This is a genomic window from Mesorhizobium opportunistum WSM2075 (assembly GCF_000176035.2).
GTDB lineage: Bacteria > Pseudomonadota > Alphaproteobacteria > Rhizobiales > Rhizobiaceae > Mesorhizobium > Mesorhizobium opportunistum.
Window position 1 is genome coordinate 2251064 of sequence record NC_015675.1, and the last position, 25054, is coordinate 2276117.

Consider the following 25054-nt stretch of genomic DNA (forward strand, 5'->3'; position numbering starts at 1 on the left):
TATCATAGATCAATAATCGTCCCGGTCTAACCGGGGCGGTTTTTTTGCGTTTGAGAGGAACGCCGAATTTCAACCCGCCGCCTGCGGATCGCGGCATTACCCGGTGAAGGCCGCAGATGTGCGTTTCCGGCGGCGATGAGCGCATCTGAGCACCGCAGTGGTGGGGGCAAGCTTTCGAGGGGAGAATCGGCCGCGACAAAAGCCACAAGCCTTCTGTCGCTGGTCGACGAACTCTTCGCCTCTCCCGATCAATCCTCCCCCACGCTCAATAGCACCGTCGCCCCTGAATGAGGCCATTGCATTTAGTGAGCGATCCCAATGAATGAGATATGGGAGGACCGGTAAGAGGCACATGCATGACACGACGAGAATTCTCCCGCGAGGAACTCTTCGCGTTGGTCTGGGAAAGGCCGACCAGCGAGATCGCAAAGGAACTCGGCATTTCTGATGTGGCACTTGCCAAGCTTTGCAGGCGCCTGCAGGTCCCCAAGCCACCTCGAGGCTATTGGGCCAAGGTTCAGGCAGGAGGAGGTCCCCGGCGCCCAGCGTTGGGTGCCTTCCGCGAAGAGATCGATCGGCGCCGGCGCGAAACCGTGCGGATCCAATCGGCCGGAACTCTCTCCAATCTTCAACAGCAATTCTACGGCGCCGCAGTAGCTGACCTAAAGGCCCAAGGCGTCGACGCTGCTCCGGTTGCCGGAAATAGACTCCCGAACCTCGACCCGAACCTCGCGGCGCAACTCTTGCTGCTGATCCAGAACCGCGCTCACGAGTGGATCAAGCAAGGAAAGATCGATGCCCGCTGGAGCCACTCGCTGCAGGGAAGCGCTGCCAGTCTCGTCGGAAAGCTGCTTCCGGTCGCGCAAACCCAACTTCTCATGTTTGAGAGCGAGCAAGGAAACCGGTGGTCGAGTGGGAACGGTCCCGCCGTTCTTGTCCGCCTGACCGTTCCCTTACAGGAGCGGATTGCCTCTCTGGTGCGCATGGTTCGCGAACACCAACTCCACCATGTAGTGATGCCGCTGACGTCGGCTGACCATTCCTGGTCTGCCCGCTACATCCACTCTCCGGATTCGCGGATGTTTCTGGACAGCACCCTTTGCATCTCCGCCTCAGAGATTTGGGTGCAAAGCACGCGACGTGCCTGGCGCGAGGAAGAGCCCCCTGTGTGCATCGGCACCGCAAGGTTGGCGCTGCGTGAAATTATGCCGATCGACTACATGCCCACTCGTGAAATACCCCTGCCTCCTTCCATCACCAGAGCGACTGTGACGCCCTACCGCAATCGGCTTCGAGCACTAATAGACGCGGAGCAGGTATGCGAAATGCTGTCTGGAGCCGCACGCGCGATGGAGCGAAACGTGCCGAACGATACCCTCGCGTTGGCCGACAGAATCTGGTTCGGCGCCGACCGCCCGTTTCAGTCGGCCCGAGATGCCTTGTCGCGGATCGAAGAAGAACTGGAGCAATGGGAAACGGAGCTCGAGGTCGAACGCTCGGCGGTGGCAAAATCAATCCTCGGGATCGATATCGGTGATATCGTTACTGGGCAGGGTCAAGGTCGCAGCGTCCGCATCTCTGTAACGAGCACGGCCGTCTACTCTAGCGAGAAAGGCATCATCTTTGTGGTCGACGGAACTCGGTTCCGGAAGGACGGCACGCTCGGCAAGCAGCAGGACGCGATCAGGCTGTACTTTGCAAACATGTAGACTGCACGCTGATCGAGGCCTGGGATCAATGAAGAGCGTGAAGCCGAAGGACGGCTCGGGCGAGCCGCCGACCGAGGCGGCGGGCGCTATACGGAGGCGGACTTCCACGGCGAGAAGCGTTCGAATGAGACGCATGCCTCGACACGCATGCCGTTCGCGGTTGGTTGGACCGAACCTAAATCCGAATTAGACCGGCAATTGGCTTTGTGACACCTTGTCGGAGCAGCGACGAGATTTGGGGTGCATCAGGCTGCCTCCTACGTTCTTAGTTAGCGTCGAAAAATGGCTCCCCGGGCCGGGCAAACCGAACAAAATCGAACCGGAGCAAAAAGCCGAATTACCTAAATAATTTCAGTAGCTTGGGAAACTATCGTCCACCTACCGCATTCCGTGGTTGTGTACTCATGCGGCGCATTTGTGTACCGCGCTGGGAAAGTTACCCGGACGTGCTGGGATTGCCAAGAGGGGTGCATCACTCTAGTCGGCATGCCGCCTCACAGGCGCGGTCAAGGGGTGTGCAAGTTTGGGCCTGAGCCCGCGACAGTCTCGAAGACCAGTGCAACGTCATCATCGGTGAGCGTGACCGCGTTATACCAGTCCACTCGCGCGGCACCGGGTTGGAAACCGGGGTGGAAGAGATTGCTCCAGCTTTGCCTAAGGGCGATCCCCCATCTCGCGTTGTCATGTTTCAACAGGTTGACTAGGTCGCGTACGGGGCTAAGCCCCGGCTTGATCGTGATGCCTTTGGCGGATGCTAGGGCAACCAAAACATCGTGCTTTGCCTTGTCATCACCGGTCGAGACACGAATTGCCCGTTCCCAGTAATGATAGAGGGCGATGACGAATGCCTTTCGCAACGCCATTAGAGCCTCATCGCTGGCCTCAATCTGCATATCCAAGACTTGCTCTTGGTCCCAAATGACATGGCCATCTTCCCGCTCACCGATCCATTCGCCGCCCGCATCGAGATATTTCTGATACGCCACCGCCTCGTTCTGCGCCCGCTCGACATCGGCACGAAGCGCCTGCACGGCCAATCGGAAACTCGCGTAGAGGATCTTGGTGCTCTCTTGAAAACGGTAACCGTGGAAATTGAAGTTGAGTTGGACCACCGCTTTCACACCTTCCGCTTCGAGACGCCCCCTCGGGGATGGTTCTCGTCAGACTTTTAGCCTCGGATAGGCAGTCGCAAGACCAGAACGGTGTTCGTCCGTTACACCGTTCTTTAGTTGGTCAAGCCAAGCCAGAAACTCGTCCCAGTTATTTCTGGAGAACACTGCTGTCCCGTAACGACCGGTCAGGTCCACCGTATCGCGGTTGACGATTTCCGCCATCGGATTGTCCATTACGAAGGCATCGCAATATGGCGCGTAAGTCGAGATATGCTTTACGTCATAGTAGAACCCTGATAGCCGCTGGATGCTTCTAGCCCGATTGGTGTAAGCCCCGGCTTTCACCATGTCCTTGAGGGTCCCGTACATCCGCGCCTGAATGTCGTGATAGGGTGTATTGGTGAAGTGATCCGAGGCGAGGAATTCAATTACTTTTTTGATTCGACCCTCGGGGGGCTCCTCGCGGGGAAACCGGTAGCTAAGGCTGCGCACCACGGTCGCCATAATTGGTGAGTCCGACAGTGCGTCGAAATCCCCTTTTGCCATGCGGGTCATGTATGTGCCGAATGCGTCAAGGTAGCCCTTTGCAGCGGCATCGTGTTCAAGCCGTACGTTTTGCTCAAACGTGGCGGTGCTTTCGCGCCACCCCGGAAAGAGGTCCACAAGCCCCTCAATAGCTTCTGCTTTCAGTCGGCGAATAAGGTCGATGTCCCCATGGTATTCGCCAACTTCGATACGGAAATACCCGTCCCATACGTCTAGATTGTCATGGAATGCGTCTTGGCGATGGGGGGTGTATGCAGCCGGTTCGCCCGAGCGCCACGCGTCGAAAGCGCGGTTTAACTGCGTCTGCTCTACCTCGTAGGCCGGCGCAAATTCGTAGCCACGGGCCGTGCTCTTGATGAACTCTAACAGTTCCTTATGCCCTGCCCACTGATGCGTTTCCTCCTCATGGACGCTGGAATAGGGCACCACCAACAACTGTAGCGAGGCAAGCTCGACTATGCGCTTGGCCGCTTCAACAAACTGCGCCTCATTTCCGCGCACGGCATGGCTGAAGAAGAACTGGTCGAGGTAGAGGACCTTCTTCTTCACGGGGGGCAAATAGCGCCGCTCATTGTATCGACAGCGACCGCATCCAAGGTAGACGTGGTCTCCATAGACATCGACGTTGCCGAACTTGTCTTCTGCACCGCAGCCGGGGCAGCGGCCAAGCACATATGAAACAAGAGCCATCGTTAGCCACCCGTAAGACGCTGCTATGATTCCTTATAGCAAAACCCGAGGCGGTGCGCCGATGCAGTGATTTTCGAGGCCTCTTTCCACGAGGCCACAAGCCAAAACCTCAACCAGCTAGCACTATTCCATGGCGGGGACTTCACCGCCAACAAAGAGCGTCGTCGGCTCCCCGTATTCGCCCAGCGACGGGTTGGCTTCACGCGACCATGCAATGACGCCGGCATGTTTCCCAGCTAAGCCTCTTGCGGTCCTTATGGCGCGGTCCTCGGTCTGTTGCTCGGCTGGCCCGAAGACCGGCTGAAGGTCTCCCGTCTCATCGCGGTCGAATGCGGTGACCACAATCAGTTTTGGGGCCTTCTGCTGCGGAAGTAGGTTATCTGACATGCTGGGTGACCTTTGTTGGGGGTTCGTCAATCGGTTCCGCCGCGTCGGCCACGGTGCCACCCCCGGCTGAAGCCGTAGCTCACTGCGGGAGCCCATAGGGCAACCTCACGCTCCAATGTGGCGTTGGCGGCAAGAAGGGCCTTCACTGCCTCTCTGGCGTCTCCTCCGTTTGCAGCAATGGCCTCGTCGGCGGCAAGCTCCCATTCACTGGAGGGCGGGGCAGGGTTGTCTCGTTTGGGGGTCATCTGCTTACGCTGCAAACAGCTCAAGCTGCCGGTCGTCATGGGGCCGCTCATAGTAGCCCGGCGATCGTCGTTCGGCGTACTCCTCGGCCAACCTGTATGGCTCGAAATATGCGACACGCAACAATGGAAGGATGCGTTCTTCGTAGAGGTCCATCTCGTCGGCGGACAGCTCCTCCAGGTAGCATCCGGCCAGCCTGTGTGCAGCATCGTCCTCGGGGACCTCAGGGCAAGCCTCCTCAAAGGTCTCGCTCCACTCATCTGCGGTATCGAAACCGTAGGGAGGCACAGGGTCCAGTCGCGTGTTCACCGCTATCATCCCACCACAGGCGGTGTATCGTCGTATCCGATAGAGACGATCCCCGGATGCCGGTGGGCTATAGCAAGTATCTGGGTCTCAAGCTCGCAGTTGTAGGCCATGAGTGCTTTCACGGTCTCTAGCGGGCTCTCATATCGTGCTATCAGCTTCACCGCTTCCGAGTGCAGTTCGGCTTTGCCTTCGGCGTCCAAATGCATGATGCCCATGGCGGCTTCTCCTATCGTGTCGCGCGGCGCGGTGCAGTGAGCCCGTCAAGCTGCTCTTGGAGGCGTCCGTTGAGGACGATCATTTCCTTGAGCGCTTTCATTACGTTGCCCCTGTGGGCGGCTACGAATTTGTCGGCAACGGCTTGAAGAGCGGCCTCTTGGCGGCTGTCCAGTGTCACAATGTGGTCCACAGCAATCACTCCAAACGCTTAGATGTCCGCAGTGAACAAAAAGAGAACATAAATGTCAAGGGCGGATTGACCGGTCGAGGAATGAGTTCCTATTTTGAGCCATGCCTGACACTGGTGGAAGACGAAAGCGCGGCGGCGAATGGAAGCTCAGCAATGCCCATGAGACTGGGCAACTCGTGCTCGTCCGTTGCGGGCTGTGCAACGTCAAGCGCTGGTATCAGCCGAGTGACCTGAGGGAAATCTTCGGGGATATCGAAGCCGAGTTAGTGGGGAACAAAATGACCTGCAAACGGTGTGGCAAGAACGATTGCATGCACGCCGAGACACAAAACCCATCGGCCAGGGAGCGGCAGGGCATTCGGGTGACGCGGCTTGTCGAAATCAGGACGCTGCGTCGCGTGATCTGGCGAGAGGATTGAAGTCATTTCCGAATGGGCGTTATCGACACGCAGACCCTTTCGCGGAATGACTATCAAAGATCCAATTTTGGATCGACAAATAAGAGCGGTGCGGAGCGTTGATCACAAGACCAATATCAATACTGAAATCGCTTTGGTCTCGGCTACCGGATGGCCGGTGGGGCATCACTGATCTCAAGGGCCTCAAATTGACCCCCAAACCGGGTTTCGATGCCAATTACTTCATATTGGAAGGCGACATTGAACTTATGACGTCCACCCCAAGCCAGAACATACATGAGGCATTCGCTTCATTCGGACGTACCGACTTTCTCATGAAGCAGAGTGTAGTCCCTGTCGTTGCCTGGGGCGAGGGTGATGATTTCATTCGCTGTATCGGGACGGCTTCCATTATTAGTTGTACCGGCTATGTGATGACCGCAGCCCATATCCTCATGGACCCCTTTGATAGCGGCTATGGTGCGACTCGGCAGGGTAATCAAATGGTCCTCGCCGACAAATTGAATTTCGGCGTTTTTGTCCCCTACAACCCCGCCTACGGCTCACGAGGATTTAGGTACTTTGGTTTTCATAAATTCTGGCTTTGGGGACAGTGGAAGGAAAGCCCCCTAATCTACGAGAGGGACAGATTCGAGTATTTGACAGACATTGCGATCTGCAAGATCGGGGAGATGCCATACGGTGCTGCCCATCAACCCCTCAATTTATCATTGAACCCCTTTGTGCCGGGCGAAGCAGCATACGCGCTGGGTTATGCCGAGATGGGCGATATTCCCTTGGACTACGGAAAGGATGGAATGATCATCAAAGACTTCCAAATGGACCTTTTTGTCTCTGTGGGTGAGGTGATGCGGGTATTTCCCGAGAACCATTTGCAGAAAGACGTGCCCACCCCCGGCCCGAGTTTTGACTTCAACGCAAAAATCCCCGGCAAAATGAGCGGAGCGCCGATATTTGGCGGCCAAGGGGCGGTCATCCGTGGTGCGGTCAGCCGGAGTTTCTCAGGCGAGCGTCACGCTTTTGGTGCGATGCTGGGGCCGGCAATGCATCTACCTCTCGATGAACCTCAAATTACGGGCAGGACACTGAGGACCCTGGTCGAAACGGGGAACGAGGGTATGGCCAGAGTGCAGGGCGCCGGTCTCTAATCGCACGTTGCTCCTGCGCACCGCTGCATTTTGACTAGTCCTAAAGCAACGGCAGCTGCCCGTTGGCGTCTCCGGCCCCCTGCGGAAACTTGATTTGCGTTGCCGGCTTCTCAACAATGACAAGCGCGTCGTCCGGCGCTGTCCGCTGTAGCCGCTTCGCCTCTGACCACGGCGCGGTAAGCCAAGTCTCCGTTTCCTCTTGCGTGGTCAAAATCACTGGCATCGCCTTCTCATGGATCGGCGCAATGAGGGCGTTAGGTTTGGTTGTCATGAACCCGTACAATTCGAAGTCCCCCGGCCCGTCCTTCACTCTGCGGACACCCTGCCAGCGCGTCCAAAGGCCAGCAAAGAAGAACAGCGGTCGGTCCTTGCTCCGGGCAAACCAGTAGTTCCGCTGGATACCGGTCTCGGGGTCCTTATCGCTCGGCGTGGGGCTGGGCTCTGCGAAGCTCGTAACGGGCACCACACAGCGGTTCTCGATGCCGACATACTGTTGCCAATGGCCGTACTGGGGATTGCGTATGTTGGTGGTGCCGTAGTCGGCTTTGCCCTTCACCCGTTCTAGTGGGGTAGGCATGCCCCATAGAAGCTTGATGAGCTCGCGTTGACCGTCAGCGGCATTGCGGACCACTGCGCCGGGCATGTTGGGGTAAACGTCAAGGGAGGGCTCAAGGTTGCCCATGATATCGCGCAAAGCTCGTGTCCACTCGCGGATCGCATCTTGGCTAGTAGTGATGTTGTAGAGGTTACACATTAGACCTATCATCCAAATCGGAGACCGTGGGGCACTTGGGGAGGTGCGTGCATGTTTGACTGGCTCACTGGCCGACGCAAGCGGGATCAAGCTTTCATCGCCGAAATGGTAAGGGCCACCGCTGCCGGCAGCAATCTAGCGTCGTTGCGAAGCGCCCTCTCGACTGTTGGCGTAAAACTTCCAACGGCTCCGGGGCCGGAGCTTGTTGCGGAGGCTGCGGCGGGGCTGGCTCACAGCCTGTTGCGGAGCACGGGTAAAGGTCTTGAAGACGACGATGTACTTTTCACTGCGGGCTTGTTCACTTTCGTGGCCGCCAATCATTTCTCGTTTAAAATAGCGGAGTCGTTCGAGCAGTCAGCCACATTGGCGATAGCGGCGCTAGTGGGCTATTCTAGACCCGATTTTGACAGGCTCCACGAACCTGTCGTTAATGCCTACAATTCAATGAGCGGCGCTGAATCGTCTCCCATCCTCGGCATCGGAAAGACTATTGCGCGTTGGGCTGAAACCCCGAGTGCCGAGAACCACGGCAGCCTAACTAGACTATTTTCGTTCTGTCTTGAGCACGTTGGCCCAGCTTAGAGTGCCGGCACTGGCTTGTCTCGACAGCTAAACTTGCCGCCGGTCCCCGAGTCGTTGATGATCGCGTTGTAGAATCTGCCCTTAGAGCCTGCGGCCAACAGTGCCGACACCCAATTCCCCTGTGCATTCGAATTTGGCGAGGTCCACAGGGCCGCGATACTTCACGTCAACGGTTTCGCAAAAGCAGAGCCCATGGGTAGGAGAAGCGATAGCGCCGCAAGACCGCATGAGAGAATTCTCATGAAATTTTTATTTCCTGAATAACAAATCGGATGTTCACAATGATAACATCATTCAATAAAACGCAGGGGGGAGTGCATGGCAGAAACAGAAGAAGACTATCGGTTCAACCGAAGGCTGGAGCGCCTGGAACTGATTACGGCAATTCTAGCCTTAAACCCCGGTTTCGAGCCCGACCGCTCCGCGCTTAAGAGATTGAAAAAGGCCTTGCGCTGGGATCGGTCACACCCGCTCGATGATCAGAACATGTACGAACTGGCCAGAGCCATTGTGAACGGGAAGTCCAGGGTTACGGAAGACATCGGCTACGAAGGAGATGGCCCCTTCAACACGTATCGTTTCTATGGACAGATGAGCTACATTGAGCGTCAATCTAAGAGGCTGGAGGTTCAGATAACCCAGCTACAGCGAGCGCAAAGACAAGCGGACATAGAGATACATTCTTGGCTTACAATTCAGTCGATGGGCCTAGACACGAAAGCGGTCCCACTAACCAGATTCATACCGTTGAAGGTTTATCTCTCTGACACGACCGATACCAAAGTTGACGAAGTGGCGGCTGCACTATCGGATCTAGTTGAAGCTGTCGACTTTGAGATTGCGGACGAATTTCCTGGGATCAGAGGCTCATGGTTTCAGAAATGGTTCGCTAAGACAAAAGAGGTCGCCACGAGCGATGCCGTGACCCAGCGGTTGGCGAAGGTCGAGCATGCTCTGGAAATCAAAGGCTTAGCTTTGCCCCAAGCCGAGGCCGATGACAAACTTGCAAGCGCGGTCGAGCGGCTTTCAAAGTCTACGGAGAGCGTTCCACACGCGGCGATGCAGGTCGGCTCCATTCTATTCGTAAAAGTGACGGTGCGCGGTGTACCGTCCATGCAAGTGCGGACGCTATCTGCAACAGAGATGATCCAGTTGGAGAGGAATCCCGGTCTGTTGGCGTCGCCCCAGGATATTCTAAAGAGATTGTCAGACTTGTGCTCGGATGAAGCGAGTTCCGACGAAAAAAAAGCTGATCTAGCTAAACCCAGCGTTCCGCCCATTCACGACAATATGGATTCAATCAAAAAATATATCACTAAAGCGAATGGCAAGTTGGCATCAAAGGGACCGAGTGTGTTGTCCGTGGAGCAGTTGAGGATTTTGGAAGACCTTCTTGCAAAGGAGGGGATAAAAAACTCGAAACAAGATTCCCCTCCGCCGCTGCTGGGGGCTCCAAAATCTCCAAAAAATCCGAGAGGCTGAACGCGACAATTGTTGAACCGAAGCAAACCGAAGCCCCCGAAGGGGTGAGAGTTTTCTAGTCCAACCTTGGGCTTTGACTTTAATTTTACTATGGAAGTAGGTCCGTTCTCTTTTTTTGCAAAAAGATCTTGGAGGGGGAAATGGTCGGGACTCTGACTGCCATGGTGGCGATACCGATGTTTATTCTAAACAGTCTAGCGGGAATCGTCGGTGGCATATGGCTGATCTATCTAGGCGAGTGGAAACTTGTGGTCGCCGGTTTTTTGGTGGCGGTGGCCGCGCCGTTTTGGGCAAGTCTTCTGATTTTGCCCGGCTTGTTGTTCGCTGTTCCGGCTGCTGCGGCTCTTGAGAGGGGGGACGGCGTCATCGGGACCCTGTTGGCGTCGTTGACAGGTCTGTGGAGTTACGGCGTTGTGACAGTGTGGTGCCTTGCCGCGTTTTGGTATGTCCCCCAGCATTGGCACCGAGGCGAGCCTATATTTCCGTTCTTATTGTTCTCCTACGCGGTTGCGACTGGACCGTGGGCGGTAGTGGCCCAAAAGGATGCGCAGAGCGGTGGCGGCGAGGCTGCACGACTCACAACTTCGGGCGCGTGTATCGGTAGCGCATTATTCATGGGCTATGTTCTGCTTTCACGTCGCCCCGACTTCATGACCGCGATCTGGTTTGTGATTGTGCCAATGGCACTCATGTTCTTGTTCTCGGTTTTTGCCGTCATTGTGGATGCTCGCCAGCAAGCTAGGAGGCAAAGGGGCGCTTGGTAGCAGTCGTGATAGCCTCAAGGCCTCTTTGCACCGGACGAAAATGAAATGTTGAGACGTATTATCCCACTCGCCATAACGATTGTCGTGTCCGCTTGCGATGACCAAAGCAAAAGCTCCGATCTTTCCGATAAGCCCGACAAATGGGTGAACTCTCTCGCCTTGCAAAGCGACAGCAAGGTAAAGCACGTTGGGAAAAGCTCGGTCATCCTCGGCTCAACAACAGTTACGCCGCTCTCTGGGCTGACAGTTATTGCTGTCGGAGACGACATTGATGGCGTCCATGTGGGCGCTATCAAATGCACCTACTTCCCAAAAGACGCGTCTTATTCAGGAGAGCAGTTTATGTGGCGCGACCGGTGGGGGTGTATGGCAGGGCGAAGCCGAGACGAGGTAGAAAACGCGGTGCAAGAGGATGGCACCAAGCTCTATGACTATCTCCATATCGCCCCAGTTACATTGGCAGCTCAGTAGTATCTAGGGCATTCGAGTTAGGCGACTTTCCGAGTTCACGATGGGACGGCATCGTCTGGAACGATGAGGATTGACTGTGAGACCGCCAGCCAAGCTCTACCGATACCGCCCTTTGGATGACGCTCTGTTGGATCGCGAGATGGGGGCGCTTCGGGACAGTTACTTGTTCTCACCTCCTTTCGCGGCAATGAACGACCCGATGGAGGCATTCTATGAGACTGGTAGTCCGGGTGACCGGATCGTCAACGCGATGTTTGCGACAGCGGGTCTGAATATCGACAGCATGTACGAGTTGCTCTCGGAGACGATCAACCGCTTCGCGCTGGTTTCATTCTCGGAAACGTATGAAAATCTGCCGATGTGGGCTTACTACAGCAGCAACTTCGCGGGCATGTGCCTAGAGTTCGATACCGCTGACCTCACGATAGGTGATTTCCAGGGAGAGAAGCTGTGCCCAGTGACCTATGCGCATAACGCGTTGCCATCGCTCACGATCGCTGACATGGGGGCGCAGCAACTCGAAGAGGCGGTGATCGCCTGCATTACTCGGAAGCGTAGCGAATGGGCCCATGAGAAGGAGTGGCGCTTCGTTACTGGCCAAGTCGGGCCTAAGCACTTCCTCGACGACGCGCTTCGTCGCGTGTTCCTGGGTCCACGAGTCAAGCCTGAACACGCTGCGTTGGTATGCGAGGTAATGGACCGACGGCCGGTTGAGGTGCTGCAAGGGGAGATCAGAGGTTTTGAGTTAGTATTCCGCAGCATCAAGCCGGCTCGGCCACCGGGCGAATGTGAGCGGGTTGGCATTGGCAAATTCGATCCCGTAGAGGACTTGTTCGCGGAAGCGGAGTTGAAACAGTTTCTGACGGTGCCATTCGAGGCGCTTCTTGAGGAATGCCACCGAACCGTTTCGAGGCCGAACATGGAGGGATTGGCCGGGATTGACCTCGCCGGCAGCGACAAGCACGCCATCTACTTCTGTACGACCTACAAGCTCAGGAGTGGTCGCGAGGTCTTTCACAGGCGTTACTTCGACCGACAACTGCGCCTTATTGTCGGGGCGGACTAAGTGGAGCCAGAAGACTGGGCCGGAGATCACCGCGCGTCACGGGCACTGCGCAGCGGATCGCAACGCCAACATACTGCTGCCAATGACCGACGGTTGAATACCTCTCGCGGTCCGTTCACTTAGGGCTGTTAGTCGGCACGGTTAGCGTGCCGGTGTTGAACGTTGCCGCAACGTCGAGCAAAAAGCTGCGTAGATACTCGGCCCGAGTCGCGACGATGCAGCCAAAATTAGACGGCCAACCCCAAAGGACGCCGGTTACGCGGGCCAACTCGGGGGTCCATTGCCATCCGTTCATCGTGGCCTCGACATACCCCGTGTTCCAGACCGTAGAGCCGCTAAGTCCCGGCGGCATTGGCAATCCACCACTCGGCGTCACATTCGTAGCAAGGTTGGGTTTGTAATCCAGCCCGAAGTGGTAGCGCCCATCAAACCGTTCATCGTCAGAAGGAAGCGCAACTTCCCTCGCCACTGAACATGTTCCCCCGTATCTCATCGTATCAAAATAGAAACGTGCGTTTTCCCCTGCAAAACCTGTGAAAGCAAAAAGTTCGTTGGATACAGGGGCATGCGCCAGAGCGATTTGATCGATCTCAATTGCACGTGAAAGGTTCGAACTGTCATTCCACGCCTGTGTGTCTACAGGCATCAACGCTAGATCAAATGGGAAGTCCAACTTTGCGTCATCGCCGCCGATGCGTGTCCAGTCCTCTTGGCCGGCAAGTTGGTGGAGCAGTCTTCTGCCTTGCTCGCGTGCGACAGCGACATGCTCGTTCGTCAAAACAAAAACGCTATTTCCAAGCCTCAGGTACGCCCCGCTTCCCCAACCCGCGCAGTGGGTGCCCAAATCCTCGAATACGGGCGTTCGGTAAGCCGCTAGATAGTCCCTCATCTCTGAGGTGATCCGATCCGCTGTTGCGGCCCAATTCGTTTTCTCAAGCGAAGGATATTCACTCACTGCCCTGTCCACTCAGAAGCGACCCAGCCATGTCGACCAATGTGCAACACGTGCGCATCTGTTGCCAGTAGTGATGCGACAGTGGGCGGTTTCGCCCGGGGCCTCCAACCCAGCGCGGAGCTGCATTCCTCATCCCATAATGCCTGCCTCTCTGCGGCGCAGAGTTTGATGATGGCGCTGTCTACAGACGGTTACTCGCGGAGGCTGTTCAAATGATCACATGCGGGTTTGCGTTAAGGCCGTGAAGCTGCCGCCGCCGAGAATATGATTGCCGCAAGGACCACGACCAGATATCCCGCTGAGCAGCCGCAGTATCTTCAAGTTTCTGCGAAGGGAGCAGCAAGCACTATGTTAGATGTCGGTGCGATCACCATGGAACACGATATTGACACCTCCCGGTTTGTCGGGGCGTTGTTCGAAGCGGATGATGTAGGGGCCATCATTCGGTGCCACTATGAAACTGAAAAAGCATTAGACTTCGTTTTGGAAAAGCTAACCGATGGGCGCTCAAAACGCACGAAGGGGTGGACGTTCGCAAACCGGCTCGAAGTGTGTCGTATGCTCGGAGTTCGGGATATTTGGACGGCGCCAATTCAGACGATAAATAGCCAACGTAATGATTTCGCCCACAAAGGCCAGCTTTTGATTGAGGACCAGCAAATTTTGGATTTGTACCATCAACTGCGGCTCATATACCCAAAATTTAGCCAGAGTTTTCGTTTGAAAATCAATGGGAGCAGAGCTTTTGATAAAGAATTCGAACAATGTAGCAATAAAGAGAAATATGTCATCTTGGCATCAGTCGTAACTAGCCTGTTCTGTTCGCTTCCACAGATGGCAGCCGTCCAGCAGCCCGCCGTTTAAAAATCACCGAAAAATCTGTGACCCTGACCTCGACACGTGTGGAACCGCGACACCCCCGGTGGGTGGCGGGAAGATAGGAGGACGCGGTGGAGGCTTACGCCCTGATAATCGCGGCAGCAGCGGCCTTCGGCGGTTATAGCTTCGGCCTTGGCGGCGACAGCAGGAGAGTCGGCATCACAGCGTCCATCCTTGCGGCGTTCGCGTTCGTCATTCCTATGGGGTTCTGGCTTGCATCAAATCTAATCGCATACGCTTTCAAAGGTGGAGGCTCGGGTTTCAAGCCGGGGCAAGTCCGCGAAGTCTTCGGCCTCTTGCTGTTTGGTGCGGCTGTGTGGCTATGCGCCACCGCTGTGGGGTACGTCCTACGCACCAGAGGGAAGCGATAGTCCACCTAGACCTTGCCCTATCGGAACGCCCCTATCGGAATGGATAAGCGTTCAAATAGGGTCCCTTTGACTTTTGATATGCCTCGTAGCACAACGTTTGTAATGCTATTGGACCGCTTCGCGGCGATCCAAAAACGATCCTCAAGACGCTCAGCCCGTTCTAGGGCTGCTTCGGTTCGTCGGTCACGAGGCAAAATCACTGTCGCCCTGGCTGCATCCGGAACTCAAGAAACTCGGACTTCCAGCCGTCTGCCTGGAGACGCAACACGTGCGCGCCGCCCTGTCGGCGCAGCGCAACAAGCCGACAAGGCCGATGCGCTCGGCATCGCCCATATCATGCGCACCGGCTGATTCCGGCAGGCCCATATCAAGTCGGAAAGCTGCTACCGGACGAAGCTTCTGGTGACGCACCCGCGCAATCTGAAGGCCAGGTTCCTCGACCAGGAGAACGCCACCGCCATTCGCTGAAGCCGTTCGGCATACGGGTCGGCAAGGTGGGGCGAGGGTCCTTTGACCAGGCGGTGCGCGCAGCCGTGGCGGACGATCCGCTGTCGGCCGAACTGATGGACGCCATGCTGTCGGCGGGCGCAGCGCTGTGGCGAGAGTACTATCGGCTGCACGACCTGGTCGTGAAAATCGTCGCGAAGAGCGAGCTGTGCGGACGCCTCATGGCAATCCCCGGCATCGGCCAGGTGTCGGCACTCTCGTTCATGGCGGCCATCGGTGATCCGTTGCGCTTCCGCCGCTCCCGCGACGTCGCGGCCTACTTCGGGCTGACCTCGCGGCGCTGGCAGTCGGGCACGTCGATCAACGTTCAGGGACGCATCTCCAACGCTGGCGACGCCGATGTGCGGCGCGCGCTGTACGAGGCAGCGTCGGCTCTGATGGCGCGTTTCCGCGGCAGGGACAAGGTCAAGAGTTGGGGCCAGCAACTCGCCAAGCGCTCTTGTCATCGCAAGGCCTGCGTCGCGGTCGCGCGCAAGCTGGCGGTGATCATGCACGCCATCTGGAGCGACGGCACGTTCTATGTCGGTGATGTGACGGCGACCGACACCGAGGCCGCGCAACGAGCCCAAACCAAGGACCGACGTCTGCTGGGAGCGCATCGATGAGCGGCGCGACGGAACTTGAAACGCTTGGCGGCGACGCGATGACCTGACACATAGGAAACCGCGCCGGCGGATAAGGACCGATGCAGACCAACAACGACGGAACGCACGTATCTTGCCTGCGGCCGCGCCGATCGGAAGACGGCCGGACCGCGCTCGATTGCCTGTGACGCTGCTCCGTCAGTGCGATGGAAAAGTGCGCCGCGACGGCTCGATCCCTGCAACGCTGCAGCCTAAACATCCCGTCGCAGAGCGCGGAGGACTGCTCGTCGCATCGGAACTCGACGCCAAAACGCGGGATCGTAGCCTAGAGAAGAGATTCGTATATTGTCGTGGAATTGAGGAGAAACGACGATGGATTCCAAGTCTCGTAGAGCACAACAGATTGGGATGGCAGGATAAAAGGGCGCACATTGCGCGGCGGTCGGGTTGTTGTTATTGCTGGCGTTTTCGCCATTTCTCGCACATTGCGAGCTTTTGCTGCAATGTGCGATTTTATAATAAGTTGTTGATCTGGTGCGAGAATCTGCAAGGTGCGAAGCGCATCCGCTGGCTAATACCGGGTTCGCCCCCCGTCCTTAAAACGTCCGCGCTGGGCCGGAACCGGACTGCCGGCTCTAGGCTCAGATCGTCAGAAGCGGACTTAACAGGAGCTCTGTGTGCCTCGGCCTGAACTGATCCTAACGCGGCAGCGAAATTGAGAAGAATAGGCCCGCTCCTCGCCGATAGAGCCGTCGAGTCTAAGGTCCAATTCTACGCGCGCGCCACACCGGGTAACTATGAGAACCATGTCTACTCTATATTGCCGTCTAGAGCCTCCAACCATCAGCCAACCGCAGGTCTAAGCTCCCTCGCTTCAATCCCGATGGCGTAGCGCGTCGATAATGACCTTGAATGCGGGGAGGTTCTGCCGGCGGCTCGGATAGTAGAGAAAATAGCCGTCGAATAGGGGCGACCACTCATCGAGAACCTGAACTAGCAGGCCCGACGCGATCTGCCGCTCCACGATGTTCTCAGGCACATAGGCGATGCCGTAGCCACACACTGCGGCGTCGATCATGGCGTAGGTGTTGTTGAAGGTAAGTTGACCGTCCACACGGACACGCAGCGCCTGTCCATCCTTCTCGAACTCCCAGGCGTAGAGCCCGCCGGCGGTCTCTTGACGCATGTTGATACAGACATGCCGGACCAGATCCTGCGGATGCACAGGCACACCGTGCGCGGCAAAATAGTCGGGAGAACCGACGGCCACCAAGCGCCAGTCTGGGCCGATCCGCACTGCGATCATGTCCTTTTCAACGCTTTCGCCCAGCCGGACGCCTGCGTCGAAGCCTTCCTCGACGATGTTGCGGAATGTGCTGTCCAGGATCAGTTCGACACCGATATCCGGATAGGCGCTGAGAACCTGCTTCAGCTTGGGCCAAACCACGCTTTCCAGCGCGTGGTCGGACAAGGTCAGCCGGACCGAGCCTGACGGCTTTTCGCGGAAGGCCATCAATGCCGCGATCTCGTCCTCGATTTCGCCGATGCGCGGGGCGATCGTTCGTAGGAGCCGCTCGCCTGCGGCTGTCGTCGCGACATTGCGCGTGGTGCGGGTCAGGAGGCGAATGCCCATCCGCGCTTCGAGCTGCTTGATCGTGTGGCTGAGCGTCGATTGCGCCACGCCGAGCTTTGCCGCGGCCCTGGTGAAGCTCCGCTCTTCGGCGACGGCCTGAAACCACGTCAGTTGGTTGAGGTCGGGTTTGGGCATGAGGTTCCTTCGGTTGCCGCGCAGCACATTAATCGACGCAGTCGATTAGTTCATGCAAATTTCGATGACTAATCGTTCTATGGCAAAGCCGCTAGATGTGCATTGCAGCAATTCAGTACGGCAAAATAACCGTTCGCTGGGCGGGCTGCGCGCGGCGCCGCCGGAACCTAAACCGCAATCGAACCTCGCGGCTGCTGAAACGGACGTCCCGTCATTCAGCGAAAGCGCTCCAACAGGAGATCGGAAATGCCTGTGAACACCCCTGACACGAAAACATCAGCACGCACAATCCACCGGCGCGAGCTGTTGAAGCTGACCGGTGCAGGCGTCGCCGCATTCGGTGCAGTTTCAATATCCAACCCCTTCAAAGCAAAGGCTCAGAATATGTCAAAGGAATGGGATAAGGTCTTTCCGCTCAGCCACAAGATCGATCACGAGAAGATAACGTTCAAGAACCGCTACGGCATCACACTGTCGGGTGATCTCTACCTGCCGAAGGACCGGGCCGGCGGACGTCTGCCGGCGCTTGCCGTCGGCGGTCCGTTCGGCGCTGTTAAAGAACAATCCTCTGGTCTCTACGCGCAGACGATGGCCGAGCGCGGCTTCGTCGCGCTGGCTTTCGATCCGTCCTACACCGGCGAAAGCGGCGGCGAGCCGCGCAATCTCGCTTCGCCGGACATCAACACTGAGGATTTCAGCGCGGCCGTCGACTATCTCGGCCTGCACGGCTCCGTCGACCGTGAGCGCATAGGCGTCATCGGCATCTGCGGCTGGGGCGGCATGGCTTTGAATGCCGTCGCCGCAGACAAGCGCGTCAAGGCCGTGGTGGCGAGCACCATGTACGACATGACCCGTGTTATGTCGAAGGGCTACAACGACAGCGTAACCCTAGAGCAGCGCACGCAGGCTCTGGAACAGATGAGCCGGCAGCGCTGGGCGGACGCGGAAAACGGCGCGCCGGCCTATCAGCCGCCCTTCAATGAACTTAAGGGTGGCGAGGCGCAGTTCCTGGTCGACTATCACGATTATTACATGACGCCGCGCGGCTATCATGCGCGCGCGGTCAACTCGGGCAATTCCTGGACGCAGACCACGCCGCTGTCGTTCATGAACATGCCTATCCTGACCTACATCGCGGAAATCTCGCCGCGCCCCGTCCTGTTCATCCATGGCGAAAAGGCCCATTCGCGCTATTTCAGCGAAACCGCCTTCGCAGCGGCGGCGGAGCCGAAGGAACTCATGATCATTCCGGGCGCGAGCCACACCGATCTCTACGACAAGGTGGACGTGATCCCGTTCGACAAAATCCAGTCGTTCTTCAATCAGCACCTCGCTGCCTGACCAGGCGTATCGTCGAAGGGTGCGGCCGTGTGCCGGAACAATGGACATGGCCGCACCTATTGGGGAATCACAAATGACACGCGACGCCGCATGGCTTTCACGGCGCACCTTGCTGGCAGGCACTGCCAGTTTCGCGCTTCCCTCCTCGGTGCGTTCTCAGACCGACGTAGCCACGGATAGGAAAGGAGACACTATGCGACTTAGATTCATCTTCGCGGATCAGGATTTCACGGCGACGCTGGAGGACAATCCTTCCGCGCACGATCTGGTCTCGATTCTGCCGCTGGATCTGACGATCGACGACTATTCGACCAACGAGAAGATCGCCCACCTGCCGCGCAAGCTCACCGAGGAAGGCGGCGGCCGCTTCGGGAACGAGGCGACTGGCGATCTCTGCTACTACGCCCCCTGGGGCAATCTGGCGATGTTTCATGGTCCCTATCGCTGGTCGCGCGGCCTGATCCGGCTCGGGCGACTGGACCACGGACCGGCGCCGCTTCTGCTGCGCGGAGAACATCCGCTGCGCGTCGAAACACTGTGATCCAAAGGAGGTCATCATGCAGATCTATCGTGCCGGAAAAACACCTTCCCGTCCCGGCCCCGCCGACTGGTTTAGCGGCCGCGTGCGCATCGACGCGCTATTCAACCCGGCGGCTCCCGATCGCGTGCAGGGAGCGCTCGTCACTTTCGAGCCGAGCGCGCGCACGGCCTGGCATACTCATCCGCTTGGCCAGACGCTGATCGTTGCCTCCGGCCGAGGCCGCGTGCAGCGCGAGGGAGGCCCGGTCGAGGAGATTAGCCCCGGTGACGTCGTCTGGTTCGCGCCGGGAGAGAAGCACTGGCATGGGGCGTCGCCCGAGACAGCGATGAGCCATATCGCGCTCCAGGAGGTTAAGGACGGCAAGGTCGTCGACTGGATGGAGCATGTGACGGACGCACAATACGGCGCCTGAGAAATCAAACCATCAACTTTGGAGAACTGCCATGATCAAGGACAAGGTCGTAATCATCACCGGAGCTTCATCGGGCATCGGTGAGGCAACCGCGAAGCTGCTCGCGAACAAAGGCGCCAAGGTCGTGCTTGGCGCGCGGCGCGCTGACAAGCTGAAGCGAATCGTCGACGAGATCGCGAACAACGGCGGTCAGGCGGCCTACAAGGAACTGGACGTGACGAAGCAGTCCGACAATGACGCTATCGTCGAGTTGGCCAGGAACGCGTTCGGCGGCGTCGATGTCATGTTCCTGAACGCCGGCCTCATGCCGATCTCGCCACTATCGGCACTGAAGACCGACGACTGGCACCAGATGGTCGACGTGAACGTCAAGGGCGTCCTGAACGGCGTCGCCGCGGTGCTGCCGGAGTTCCTAGCACGCAAATCCGGACACATCATCGCCACCTCTTCAGTCGCCGGGCTCAAGGCCTACCCGAACGGCGCGGTCTACGGAGGCACGAAATGGTTCGTACGCGACTTCATGGAAGTGCTGCGCATGGAGTCCGCCATGGAAGGGACTAACATTCGCACCGCGACCATCTATCCGGCCGCGATCAACACAGAACTGCTTGAAACGATCAGCGACCAAGGCACGGCCACCGCGATGCAGAATACCTATGACAAATACGGAATCTCGCCCGATCGGATCGCTGACGTGGTTGCGTTCGCCATCGACGCACCGGAAGACACCACGATCAACGAGTTCACGGTCGGGCCCGCCAACCAACCTTGGTGATCCGAACCGAAGCCCCGCAAACAACGTCATCAGATTGCTTCCGAAAATGACACACCTGCCGACATCGTCAACACCATTGCGTTCGGTCGCGGTTAGCCTGCTGGCCCCCATGGCAGCGGTGTTGGCCGGGTTTGTTGTCATCGGCGCAGCATTACCAGTGCTTCCACTGCACGTCAGCCACAATCTGGGATTCGGTAGCGTCGTTGTCGGCATAGTTGCGGGAACGCAGTTCGCGGCATCCCTGGTCTCACGCGTATGGTCTGGTTCCTTTGCCGACGCGAACGGAGGAAAACGAGCCGTTCTCGTGGGCCTGGTTACGGCAGCGGCTGCCGGGCTGCTCTATCTTCTGTCCGTTGCCGTCGCGCGTTCGCCCGTTCTCTCCGTCTCGATCCTTGTCGTCGGACGCGCGGTGCTCGGCGGTGCCGAGAGCTTCATCATCACAGGTGGCGTGGCCTGGGGCCTGGGGCTCGTGAATGCCGGGCATTCCGGGAAAGTCATTGCATGGGTCGGCACTGCGATGTTCGCGGCATTGGCCTTCAGCGGACCTTTCGGAACCATATTGTTTACAGCCTACGGCTTTGCGGCGATAGGGCTGCTGACCACAATATTGCCGTTGCTTGTCTTGGGATCGCTCATGCGAGCGCCAAACCCTCGGATACAGTTGCGGCAGAGAAAATCCGATTTGAGAGCGGTTTTTGGCGCGGTATGGCTGCCAGGCGTCGGTGCGGCACTCGCCAGTGTCGGCTACTGCTCAATCCTCGCCTTCAGCTCCCTTCTCTACGCCGACAATTATTGGCGACCCATCTGGGTTGGATTTACGGCCTTTGGAGCTGCGCTGATCGCAGCGCGTATGATCTTTGGTCATCTGCCTGACAGATATGGCGGTGCAAAGATCGCCCTGCTGTTCGTGCTCGTGCAGTCAGCCGGGCTTCTGCTCATGGGGTTGGCACGAAGCAGTATGCTTGCTTCCTCCGGAGCCGCGCTGGCGGGCCTGGGCTACTCCCTGGTCTACCCCGGGCTTGGCGTGGAGGCGGTTGGTGGCACATCGCCGGAAAACCGCGGCTTGGCGATGGGCATCTACACCGCCTTTCTGGATGTCGCGATGGCTCTAGGAAGCCCGGCATTGGGATGGGCTGCCGATCGAGCAGGTTTGAGCATTGTGTTCATTATCAGCGCCGGTGTCACCTTTTGCGCAACCGCCATTGCTTTGCAGTTAGCGTACAATCCGCGTTTGAGGCCGACAGGCGGACTACCGCGGACGTTCGTCCGGCCAAAGTAGCCATTCAATCGCAAGGATCATATGACTGCTTGCGCGTGACCGCGACCTCCGGAGCGGTTGCCTGAACGTCGGCTTTCAGAACAGGCAAAGCTGGTCTCTAGGTCCGAAGTGAGGCGCAAACCCGCCGCTCGCTCGCTACGGCGCTGTTTACGGCGCGCTCGCGAGCGCCTACGCGCGGACCTATTCTGAATGACTGCCGTTCGCTTTGCGAATGAGTGCTTCCGGCTCCATTCCTGCCGCGTCGGCGATGCGCCCAAGCACACTTGCTGAAACATCAGCGCGTTCAATGGCACCTACATAGCGGGCGATCAGGCCGGAGCGCTCTGGCAATTCCTCTTGCGTCATGTGCCGCCTGGTTCTGGCTTACCGGCTGTCTTAAAGCCTAGACCAGCCTCGACAAGTCGGCGGAAAGCCTCCGATCTGGTGGGAAGATCGGGCTGATTTCGGCGCCATTCGTCAACGCGGGCAAGCAAGTCACTCGTAAGCCGCAGTTCGAAGCGCTCAGTTTTGTTATCAATAGCATCGGGCGTGTTTGACAATGACTATGTCCGTAATGTACGGTATGTACGTAAATTGTGGTTGCGCTTTGCGGCCGAACAACGTGCTCGAACACGTCGCTCGGCCTGACCACAACCCAAGCTGTTTGGAGCTCGGATCATGGTTGATTCCGACAATACCACGACTTTGCCTTTCGTCATCGGCCGCCAACGCGATGAGCTCGAGAGGCCGGAGCCCCAAGGCACAGATTCCGCTTTGAGACTATGGAGCGAGTGGCAACGAGCTCGATATGCCTCATTGCTGTTGTGTCGAATTCAGCAGCGGGTGGAGGCGCGAATGATCGCCAATACCGGAATTCAGGTATTGACTGCGGGCGAGCCGATTCCGTGGCAACCTTCAGTGCCTACTACGCGTCTCGACTCTGAGCATCTCATAGCTTGCGAAGCCGAGGTCTTTGCGATGACCGAAGCCCTAAAATTTCAAGATTCGATCCCTGAGGTCGCGGCTACGTCGCTCATCGGCGTCATCGCCAAGTTAGAAATGATCCTCGGCGCAGATCGAGATATTGGAGACCCTACCGACTTCCCCTGGCCGCACATAGCTTCCGTACTGCGTGACCTGAAGGCGATCGCGGGAGATTTGCCGGTTGGTCGCCGGAGCCGGGAAAGGACGCGGAGCGATGTCGCCAAGCATTGGGAGCGCGCAGTCAAGCTGGTCGCGGCGCTGAAAGCGGAAGGCGAGGCGGAGTAGTGTAGCGGTGTAACCGACTTCCGACACGCCTCCTAAGTGATGGTGATCTTGGATGTGAGCATCAGGACGTTCCCACTTGTCGCCTGCAGCCCGACCTTAAGGATCGAGACGAAACCGCACGACGCAAGTCATTGCACGCTGTGGCCCTACTCATGAACTTCGTGCTTTCCCTAGCCGTCCGGCGGCCCCCGATAGACGGTCGATCCACCACTGGGAGAGCGACCGCGATGGCTGAAGAAACCAAGACCGGCCCACAGGCTTTAGTTCCGGCGAACGACAACGGCGACCTCACCAACCACGAGGGGCGCCCAGAAAACATGGCGGCCAGGCTGGATCGGGTCGTGCTGGATATCGCCCGGCTGATCGGCCGGCAGCTGGCGCGGGAGGCATTCGAGGCGGGGCTGGCGGCCAACGACAATCGGCCGGGCCGCCGAGAGGGAGAGGGCAGGGAGCCGGATGGCAAAACCCCTGGGAACAGGAGAGAGGATCCGCCGCCATGACGCGTGTTGCACTCTATGCCCGCTATTCGTCCGACAACCAACGCGAAGCCTCCATCGAGGACCAACTGCGACTTTGCCGAGAACACTCATTTAAAGAGAGATGGACTGTCGTTAGGACCTATGTCGATGCTGCCATCTCTGGTGCAAGCATCGTCCGTCGACCAGACATTCAGCGGCTCCTAAGTGATGCTCAAAGCGGGCTGTTCGAGATCGTTCTTGCCGAGGCGCTTGATCGCCTCTCACGCGACCAGGAAGATGTGGCTGGTCTCTTCAAACGGTTGCGCTTCGCCGGCGTCACCCTCGTCACCCTCTCCGAGGGTGCAGTCGACGAACTTCATGTCGGCCTCAAGGGAACGATGAACGCGCTCTTCCTGCGTGACCTTGCGGTTAAGATCAGGCGCGGACAAAGTGGACGAATATTGAATGGATATGCCGCTGGTGGCCTTTCCTATGGCTATCGCGTGGTCAAAAAGCTTGATGAAAGTGGCGAACCGATCCGCGGTCTGCGCGAGATCGATGAGCATCAAGCCCAAGTCGTGCGCAGGATCTTTCAGGAGTTCTCGGTTGGTCGATCAGCGCGTGCGATAGCTGCTGACCTCAATAAAGAAGGTATCCCATCGCCCTTTGGTGGTGCTTGGGGCGCCTCGACGATTAACGGCAATCTCAAGCGAAGAAGCGGCTTCCTTTACAACGAAATCTATATTGGGTTGCTCGTTTTCAACCGTATCAAGATGGTGAAGGATCCAGAAACCGGCAAGCGCATCTCGCGGCCGAACCCGCCCGAAAAGTGGCAGGTCATGGAGGTCTCGCATCTGCGCATCGTGGATGATGCGCTATGGGAAGCAGCCCAAGCTCGCAAGAAGCTGTATGGAGGTGCGAAGCTCCATCATCGCCGACGGCCGAAACATATGTTCTCGGGGCTCGTGCGGTGCGGCTGCTGTGGCGCTTCCTATACCGTGAAAAATCAGGACCAACTGGCCTGTGCTGCGCATCGTGAGAAAGGGACCTGCACCAACAACAGGACGATACGTGTTGGCGACCTCGAAAAGCGTGTGCTTGCTGGCGTCCAGCGTCGATTGCTCGCGCCAGATGCCATAGCGGGCTTCCTTGCCGAATATCACGCTGAACAAAAGCGGCTGAATGCAATGAACCGCCAACGGAACAAGGAAGCTGAGAAGAGACTCCTAGGCATCGACACGCAGATCGCCAATATCATTGATGCCATTGCCGACGGTGTCTCGACGGCCAGCATGAAATCGAAGTTGCTGGACCTCGAGAGCGAGAAGGAAAGTCTAGGGCGAGAGCTTCAAGCGATGGCAGCCGCTGAAAGCATCGTGGAGTTTCACCCGGCGGCGGTCGAGGCTTATCGCCGGAAGGTGTCGGAACTTCAGCGGGCGCTGCAATCCGACAAAAGTGAGCGTCACGAGGCAGCGAGGATTGTCCGCTCGTTAGTTGCGAAGATCGAGATCATTCCAACCCAGGGCAGGGGGCAGATTGAGCTCAAGGTCCACGGTGCGCTGGCGGAGCTCCTCAACCTGGCACACCGTAAACCAGGAGAGGCGCCTAACGCTGTATTGATGGTAGCGGGAGAGGGACTTGAACCCCCGACCCCAGGATTATGATTCCCGTGCTCTAACCAACTGAGCTACCCCGCCAGGGCGGCGAAAGGCCCGAAAACCGCCTTAAATCGAAAGGCATTTCGAGGCGTTCGCCAAGGTCGCGCGGATATAAGGTTGGGAGGGCGAGCCTGTCAAGCTTCGAAGCATTCCATATCGCCGCATATTCTCATTGCCGAAAAAAGCTTTG

The 25054-nt window shown here is 57.7% G+C and carries 26 protein-coding genes, 1 tRNA gene and 2 pseudogenes; 19 read left to right on the forward strand and 10 right to left on the reverse strand.

The genetic code is table 11. The annotated features are described in order from the left end of the window. Positions 1-356 precede the first annotated feature (356 nt). Positions 357-1709: an RWP-RK domain-containing protein gene (locus MESOP_RS10695; protein WP_013893349.1), complete on the forward strand. Its 1353-nt coding sequence runs from the start codon at positions 357-359 to the stop codon at positions 1707-1709. Continuing rightward, positions 1706-1868, forward strand: a pseudogene (locus MESOP_RS34985) (IS5/IS1182 family transposase); the annotation flags it as partial. The gene MESOP_RS10695 and the pseudogene MESOP_RS34985, both read left to right, overlap by 4 nt. Before the next feature lie 347 nt (positions 1869-2215). Here the strand turns inward: MESOP_RS34985 and MESOP_RS10700 are convergent. The 5 genes from MESOP_RS10700 to MESOP_RS10720 all read right to left on the reverse strand — a co-directional run bounded on the left by MESOP_RS10700 (position 2216) and on the right by MESOP_RS10720 (position 5211). After that, complete coding sequence (locus MESOP_RS10700; RefSeq protein WP_041164073.1) at positions 2216-2830, reverse strand: hypothetical protein; 615 nt, start codon at positions 2828-2830, stop codon at positions 2216-2218. A gap of 39 nt (positions 2831-2869) precedes the next feature. After that, on the reverse strand, positions 2870-4057 hold the full coding sequence (locus tag MESOP_RS10705) for a hypothetical protein (protein WP_013893351.1): 1188 nt from the start codon (positions 4055-4057) through the stop codon (positions 2870-2872). A 123-nt stretch (positions 4058-4180) separates the two neighbouring features. Continuing rightward, positions 4181-4444, reverse strand: coding sequence for a hypothetical protein (locus MESOP_RS10710; RefSeq protein ID WP_013893352.1), 264 nt, complete (start codon positions 4442-4444; stop codon positions 4181-4183). Positions 4445-4693: 249 nt separating this feature from the next. Then, positions 4694-4996, reverse strand: coding sequence for a hypothetical protein (locus MESOP_RS10715; RefSeq protein ID WP_150111187.1), 303 nt, complete (start codon positions 4994-4996; stop codon positions 4694-4696). 5 nt (positions 4997-5001) lie between these two features. Then, positions 5002-5211: a hypothetical protein gene (locus MESOP_RS10720; RefSeq protein WP_013893355.1), complete on the reverse strand. Its 210-nt coding sequence runs from the start codon at positions 5209-5211 to the stop codon at positions 5002-5004. Between the two features lie 292 nt (positions 5212-5503). Between MESOP_RS10720 and MESOP_RS10730 the strand changes: the two genes are divergently transcribed. Together MESOP_RS10730 and MESOP_RS10735 are read left to right on the forward strand one after the other, a co-directional pair. Further along, positions 5504-5821: a hypothetical protein gene (locus tag MESOP_RS10730; RefSeq protein WP_013893356.1), complete on the forward strand. Its 318-nt coding sequence runs from the start codon at positions 5504-5506 to the stop codon at positions 5819-5821. 188 nt (positions 5822-6009) lie between these two features. Next, a complete protein-coding gene (locus MESOP_RS10735; RefSeq protein ID WP_013893357.1) occupies positions 6010-6969 on the forward strand; it encodes a trypsin-like peptidase domain-containing protein in 960 nt (319 codons plus the stop codon). 40 nt (positions 6970-7009) lie between these two features. On the opposite strand, the gene MESOP_RS10740 is transcribed toward MESOP_RS10735, so the two are convergent. Beyond that, entirely contained in the window at positions 7010-7723 is a 714-nt protein-coding gene (locus MESOP_RS10740) for an SOS response-associated peptidase (RefSeq protein ID WP_013893358.1), read from the reverse strand. A 51-nt stretch (positions 7724-7774) separates the two neighbouring features. Here MESOP_RS10740 and MESOP_RS10745 point away from each other — a divergent pair, with 51 nt between their 5' ends. From MESOP_RS10745 to MESOP_RS10765, 5 genes are all read left to right on the forward strand, one after another. After that, positions 7775-8305, forward strand: coding sequence for a hypothetical protein (locus tag MESOP_RS10745; protein ID WP_013893359.1), 531 nt, complete (start codon positions 7775-7777; stop codon positions 8303-8305). 318 nt (positions 8306-8623) lie between these two features. After that, the gene (locus MESOP_RS10750; RefSeq protein WP_013893360.1) at positions 8624-9787 is read left to right on the forward strand and encodes a hypothetical protein; all 1164 of its coding nucleotides are present in this window, start codon (positions 8624-8626) and stop codon (positions 9785-9787) included. Positions 9788-9927: 140 nt separating this feature from the next. After that, positions 9928-10551, forward strand: a complete 624-nt coding sequence (locus tag MESOP_RS10755) for a hypothetical protein (protein WP_013893361.1) — start codon at positions 9928-9930, stop codon at positions 10549-10551. A 45-nt stretch (positions 10552-10596) separates the two neighbouring features. After that, a complete protein-coding gene (locus MESOP_RS10760; protein WP_013893362.1) occupies positions 10597-11022 on the forward strand; it encodes a hypothetical protein in 426 nt (141 codons plus the stop codon). A 127-nt stretch (positions 11023-11149) separates the two neighbouring features. Beyond that, positions 11150-12088, forward strand: coding sequence for a DUF2971 domain-containing protein (locus tag MESOP_RS10765; protein ID WP_210160830.1), 939 nt, complete (start codon positions 11150-11152; stop codon positions 12086-12088). Between the two features lie 115 nt (positions 12089-12203). Here the strand turns inward: MESOP_RS10765 and MESOP_RS10770 are convergent, their stop codons facing one another. Next, positions 12204-13043, reverse strand: a complete 840-nt coding sequence (locus MESOP_RS10770; protein WP_150111188.1) for a hypothetical protein — start codon at positions 13041-13043, stop codon at positions 12204-12206. A gap of 348 nt (positions 13044-13391) precedes the next feature. Between MESOP_RS10770 and MESOP_RS10775 the strand changes: the two genes are divergently transcribed. After that, positions 13392-13907, forward strand: coding sequence for a hypothetical protein (locus MESOP_RS10775; RefSeq protein WP_150111189.1), 516 nt, complete (start codon positions 13392-13394; stop codon positions 13905-13907). A 537-nt stretch (positions 13908-14444) separates the two neighbouring features. Further along, positions 14445-15405: pseudogene (locus MESOP_RS10785) on the forward strand (IS110 family RNA-guided transposase); the annotation flags it as partial. An 853-nt stretch (positions 15406-16258) separates the two neighbouring features. Here MESOP_RS10785 and MESOP_RS10790 read toward each other — a convergent pair. Continuing rightward, positions 16259-17152 (reverse strand): LysR family transcriptional regulator, encoded by an 894-nt coding sequence (locus MESOP_RS10790; protein ID WP_013893367.1) that lies wholly within the window; start codon positions 17150-17152, stop codon positions 16259-16261. 246 nt (positions 17153-17398) lie between these two features. Between MESOP_RS10790 and MESOP_RS10795 the strand changes: the two genes are divergently transcribed. The 5 genes from MESOP_RS10795 (at position 17399) to MESOP_RS10815 (ending at position 21500) form a co-directional block, all read left to right on the forward strand. Then, the gene (locus MESOP_RS10795) at positions 17399-18493 is read left to right on the forward strand and encodes an alpha/beta hydrolase (RefSeq protein WP_013893368.1); all 1095 of its coding nucleotides are present in this window, start codon (positions 17399-17401) and stop codon (positions 18491-18493) included. Between the two features lie 73 nt (positions 18494-18566). Next, positions 18567-19034, forward strand: a complete 468-nt coding sequence (locus MESOP_RS10800; RefSeq protein ID WP_041164076.1) for a cyclophilin-like fold protein — start codon at positions 18567-18569, stop codon at positions 19032-19034. Between the two features lie 16 nt (positions 19035-19050). Beyond that, positions 19051-19446, forward strand: coding sequence for a (R)-mandelonitrile lyase (locus MESOP_RS10805; protein WP_013893370.1), 396 nt, complete (start codon positions 19051-19053; stop codon positions 19444-19446). Between the two features lie 31 nt (positions 19447-19477). Next, the gene (locus MESOP_RS10810; RefSeq protein WP_013893371.1) at positions 19478-20221 is read left to right on the forward strand and encodes an SDR family oxidoreductase; all 744 of its coding nucleotides are present in this window, start codon (positions 19478-19480) and stop codon (positions 20219-20221) included. A gap of 46 nt (positions 20222-20267) precedes the next feature. After that, positions 20268-21500, forward strand: a complete 1233-nt coding sequence (locus MESOP_RS10815; RefSeq protein ID WP_013893372.1) for an arabinose transporter — start codon at positions 20268-20270, stop codon at positions 21498-21500. Positions 21501-21680: 180 nt separating this feature from the next. Here MESOP_RS10815 and MESOP_RS34645 read toward each other — a convergent pair whose 3' ends face one another. Further along, entirely contained in the window at positions 21681-21845 is a 165-nt protein-coding gene (locus MESOP_RS34645) for a helix-turn-helix domain-containing protein (RefSeq protein WP_013893373.1), read from the reverse strand. Between the two features lie 312 nt (positions 21846-22157). On the opposite strand from MESOP_RS34645, the gene MESOP_RS10820 reads away from it, so the two are divergent. From MESOP_RS10820 to MESOP_RS33520, 3 genes are all read left to right on the forward strand, one after another. Then, entirely contained in the window at positions 22158-22748 is a 591-nt protein-coding gene (locus MESOP_RS10820) for a hypothetical protein (protein WP_245265068.1), read from the forward strand. 227 nt (positions 22749-22975) lie between these two features. Further along, complete coding sequence (locus MESOP_RS34650; RefSeq protein WP_013893375.1) at positions 22976-23248, forward strand: hypothetical protein; 273 nt, start codon at positions 22976-22978, stop codon at positions 23246-23248. Continuing rightward, on the forward strand, positions 23245-24870 hold the full coding sequence (locus tag MESOP_RS33520) for a recombinase family protein (protein ID WP_013893376.1): 1626 nt from the start codon (positions 23245-23247) through the stop codon (positions 24868-24870). The genes MESOP_RS34650 and MESOP_RS33520 overlap by 4 nt, the downstream gene beginning before the upstream one ends. On the opposite strand, the gene MESOP_RS10840 is transcribed toward MESOP_RS33520, so the two are convergent. Then, positions 24827-24903: transfer RNA gene (locus MESOP_RS10840), tRNA-Met, on the reverse strand. The two genes, MESOP_RS33520 and MESOP_RS10840, sit on opposite strands and share 44 nt — an antisense overlap. Positions 24904-25054 lie beyond the last annotated feature (151 nt).

What these genes read in the sequence shown, in the direction of transcription:
- MESOP_RS10695 (WP_013893349.1), top strand. Translation starts at nt 357, where the DNA reads ATGACACGACGAGAATTCTCCCGCGAGGAACTCTTCGCGTTGGTCTGG.
- MESOP_RS10810 (WP_013893371.1), top strand. Translation starts at nt 19,478, where the DNA reads ATGATCAAGGACAAGGTCGTAATCATCACCGGAGCTTCATCGGGCATC.
- MESOP_RS33520 (WP_013893376.1), top strand. Translation starts at nt 23,245, where the DNA reads ATGACGCGTGTTGCACTCTATGCCCGCTATTCGTCCGACAACCAACGC.
- MESOP_RS10820 (WP_245265068.1), top strand. Translation starts at nt 22,158, where the DNA reads ATGGTTGATTCCGACAATACCACGACTTTGCCTTTCGTCATCGGCCGC.
- MESOP_RS10750 (WP_013893360.1), top strand. Translation starts at nt 8,624, where the DNA reads ATGGCAGAAACAGAAGAAGACTATCGGTTCAACCGAAGGCTGGAGCGC.
- MESOP_RS10805 (WP_013893370.1), top strand. Translation starts at nt 19,051, where the DNA reads ATGCAGATCTATCGTGCCGGAAAAACACCTTCCCGTCCCGGCCCCGCC.
- MESOP_RS34650 (WP_013893375.1), top strand. Translation starts at nt 22,976, where the DNA reads ATGGCTGAAGAAACCAAGACCGGCCCACAGGCTTTAGTTCCGGCGAAC.
- MESOP_RS10760 (WP_013893362.1), top strand. Translation starts at nt 10,597, where the DNA reads ATGTTGAGACGTATTATCCCACTCGCCATAACGATTGTCGTGTCCGCT.
- MESOP_RS10775 (WP_150111189.1), top strand. Translation starts at nt 13,392, where the DNA reads ATGTTAGATGTCGGTGCGATCACCATGGAACACGATATTGACACCTCC.
- MESOP_RS10740 (WP_013893358.1), bottom strand. Translation starts at nt 7,723, where the DNA reads ATGTGTAACCTCTACAACATCACTACTAGCCAAGATGCGATCCGCGAG.
- MESOP_RS10710 (WP_013893352.1), bottom strand. Translation starts at nt 4,444, where the DNA reads ATGTCAGATAACCTACTTCCGCAGCAGAAGGCCCCAAAACTGATTGTG.
- MESOP_RS10815 (WP_013893372.1), top strand. Translation starts at nt 20,268, where the DNA reads ATGACACACCTGCCGACATCGTCAACACCATTGCGTTCGGTCGCGGTT.
- MESOP_RS10800 (WP_041164076.1), top strand. Translation starts at nt 18,567, where the DNA reads ATGACACGCGACGCCGCATGGCTTTCACGGCGCACCTTGCTGGCAGGC.
- MESOP_RS10755 (WP_013893361.1), top strand. Translation starts at nt 9,928, where the DNA reads ATGGTCGGGACTCTGACTGCCATGGTGGCGATACCGATGTTTATTCTA.
- MESOP_RS10720 (WP_013893355.1), bottom strand. Translation starts at nt 5,211, where the DNA reads ATGGGCATCATGCATTTGGACGCCGAAGGCAAAGCCGAACTGCACTCG.
- MESOP_RS10730 (WP_013893356.1), top strand. Translation starts at nt 5,504, where the DNA reads ATGCCTGACACTGGTGGAAGACGAAAGCGCGGCGGCGAATGGAAGCTC.
- MESOP_RS10790 (WP_013893367.1), bottom strand. Translation starts at nt 17,152, where the DNA reads ATGCCCAAACCCGACCTCAACCAACTGACGTGGTTTCAGGCCGTCGCC.
- MESOP_RS10705 (WP_013893351.1), bottom strand. Translation starts at nt 4,057, where the DNA reads ATGGCTCTTGTTTCATATGTGCTTGGCCGCTGCCCCGGCTGCGGTGCA.
- MESOP_RS10745 (WP_013893359.1), top strand. Translation starts at nt 7,775, where the DNA reads ATGTTTGACTGGCTCACTGGCCGACGCAAGCGGGATCAAGCTTTCATC.
- MESOP_RS10795 (WP_013893368.1), top strand. Translation starts at nt 17,399, where the DNA reads ATGCCTGTGAACACCCCTGACACGAAAACATCAGCACGCACAATCCAC.
- MESOP_RS34645 (WP_013893373.1), bottom strand. Translation starts at nt 21,845, where the DNA reads ATGACGCAAGAGGAATTGCCAGAGCGCTCCGGCCTGATCGCCCGCTAT.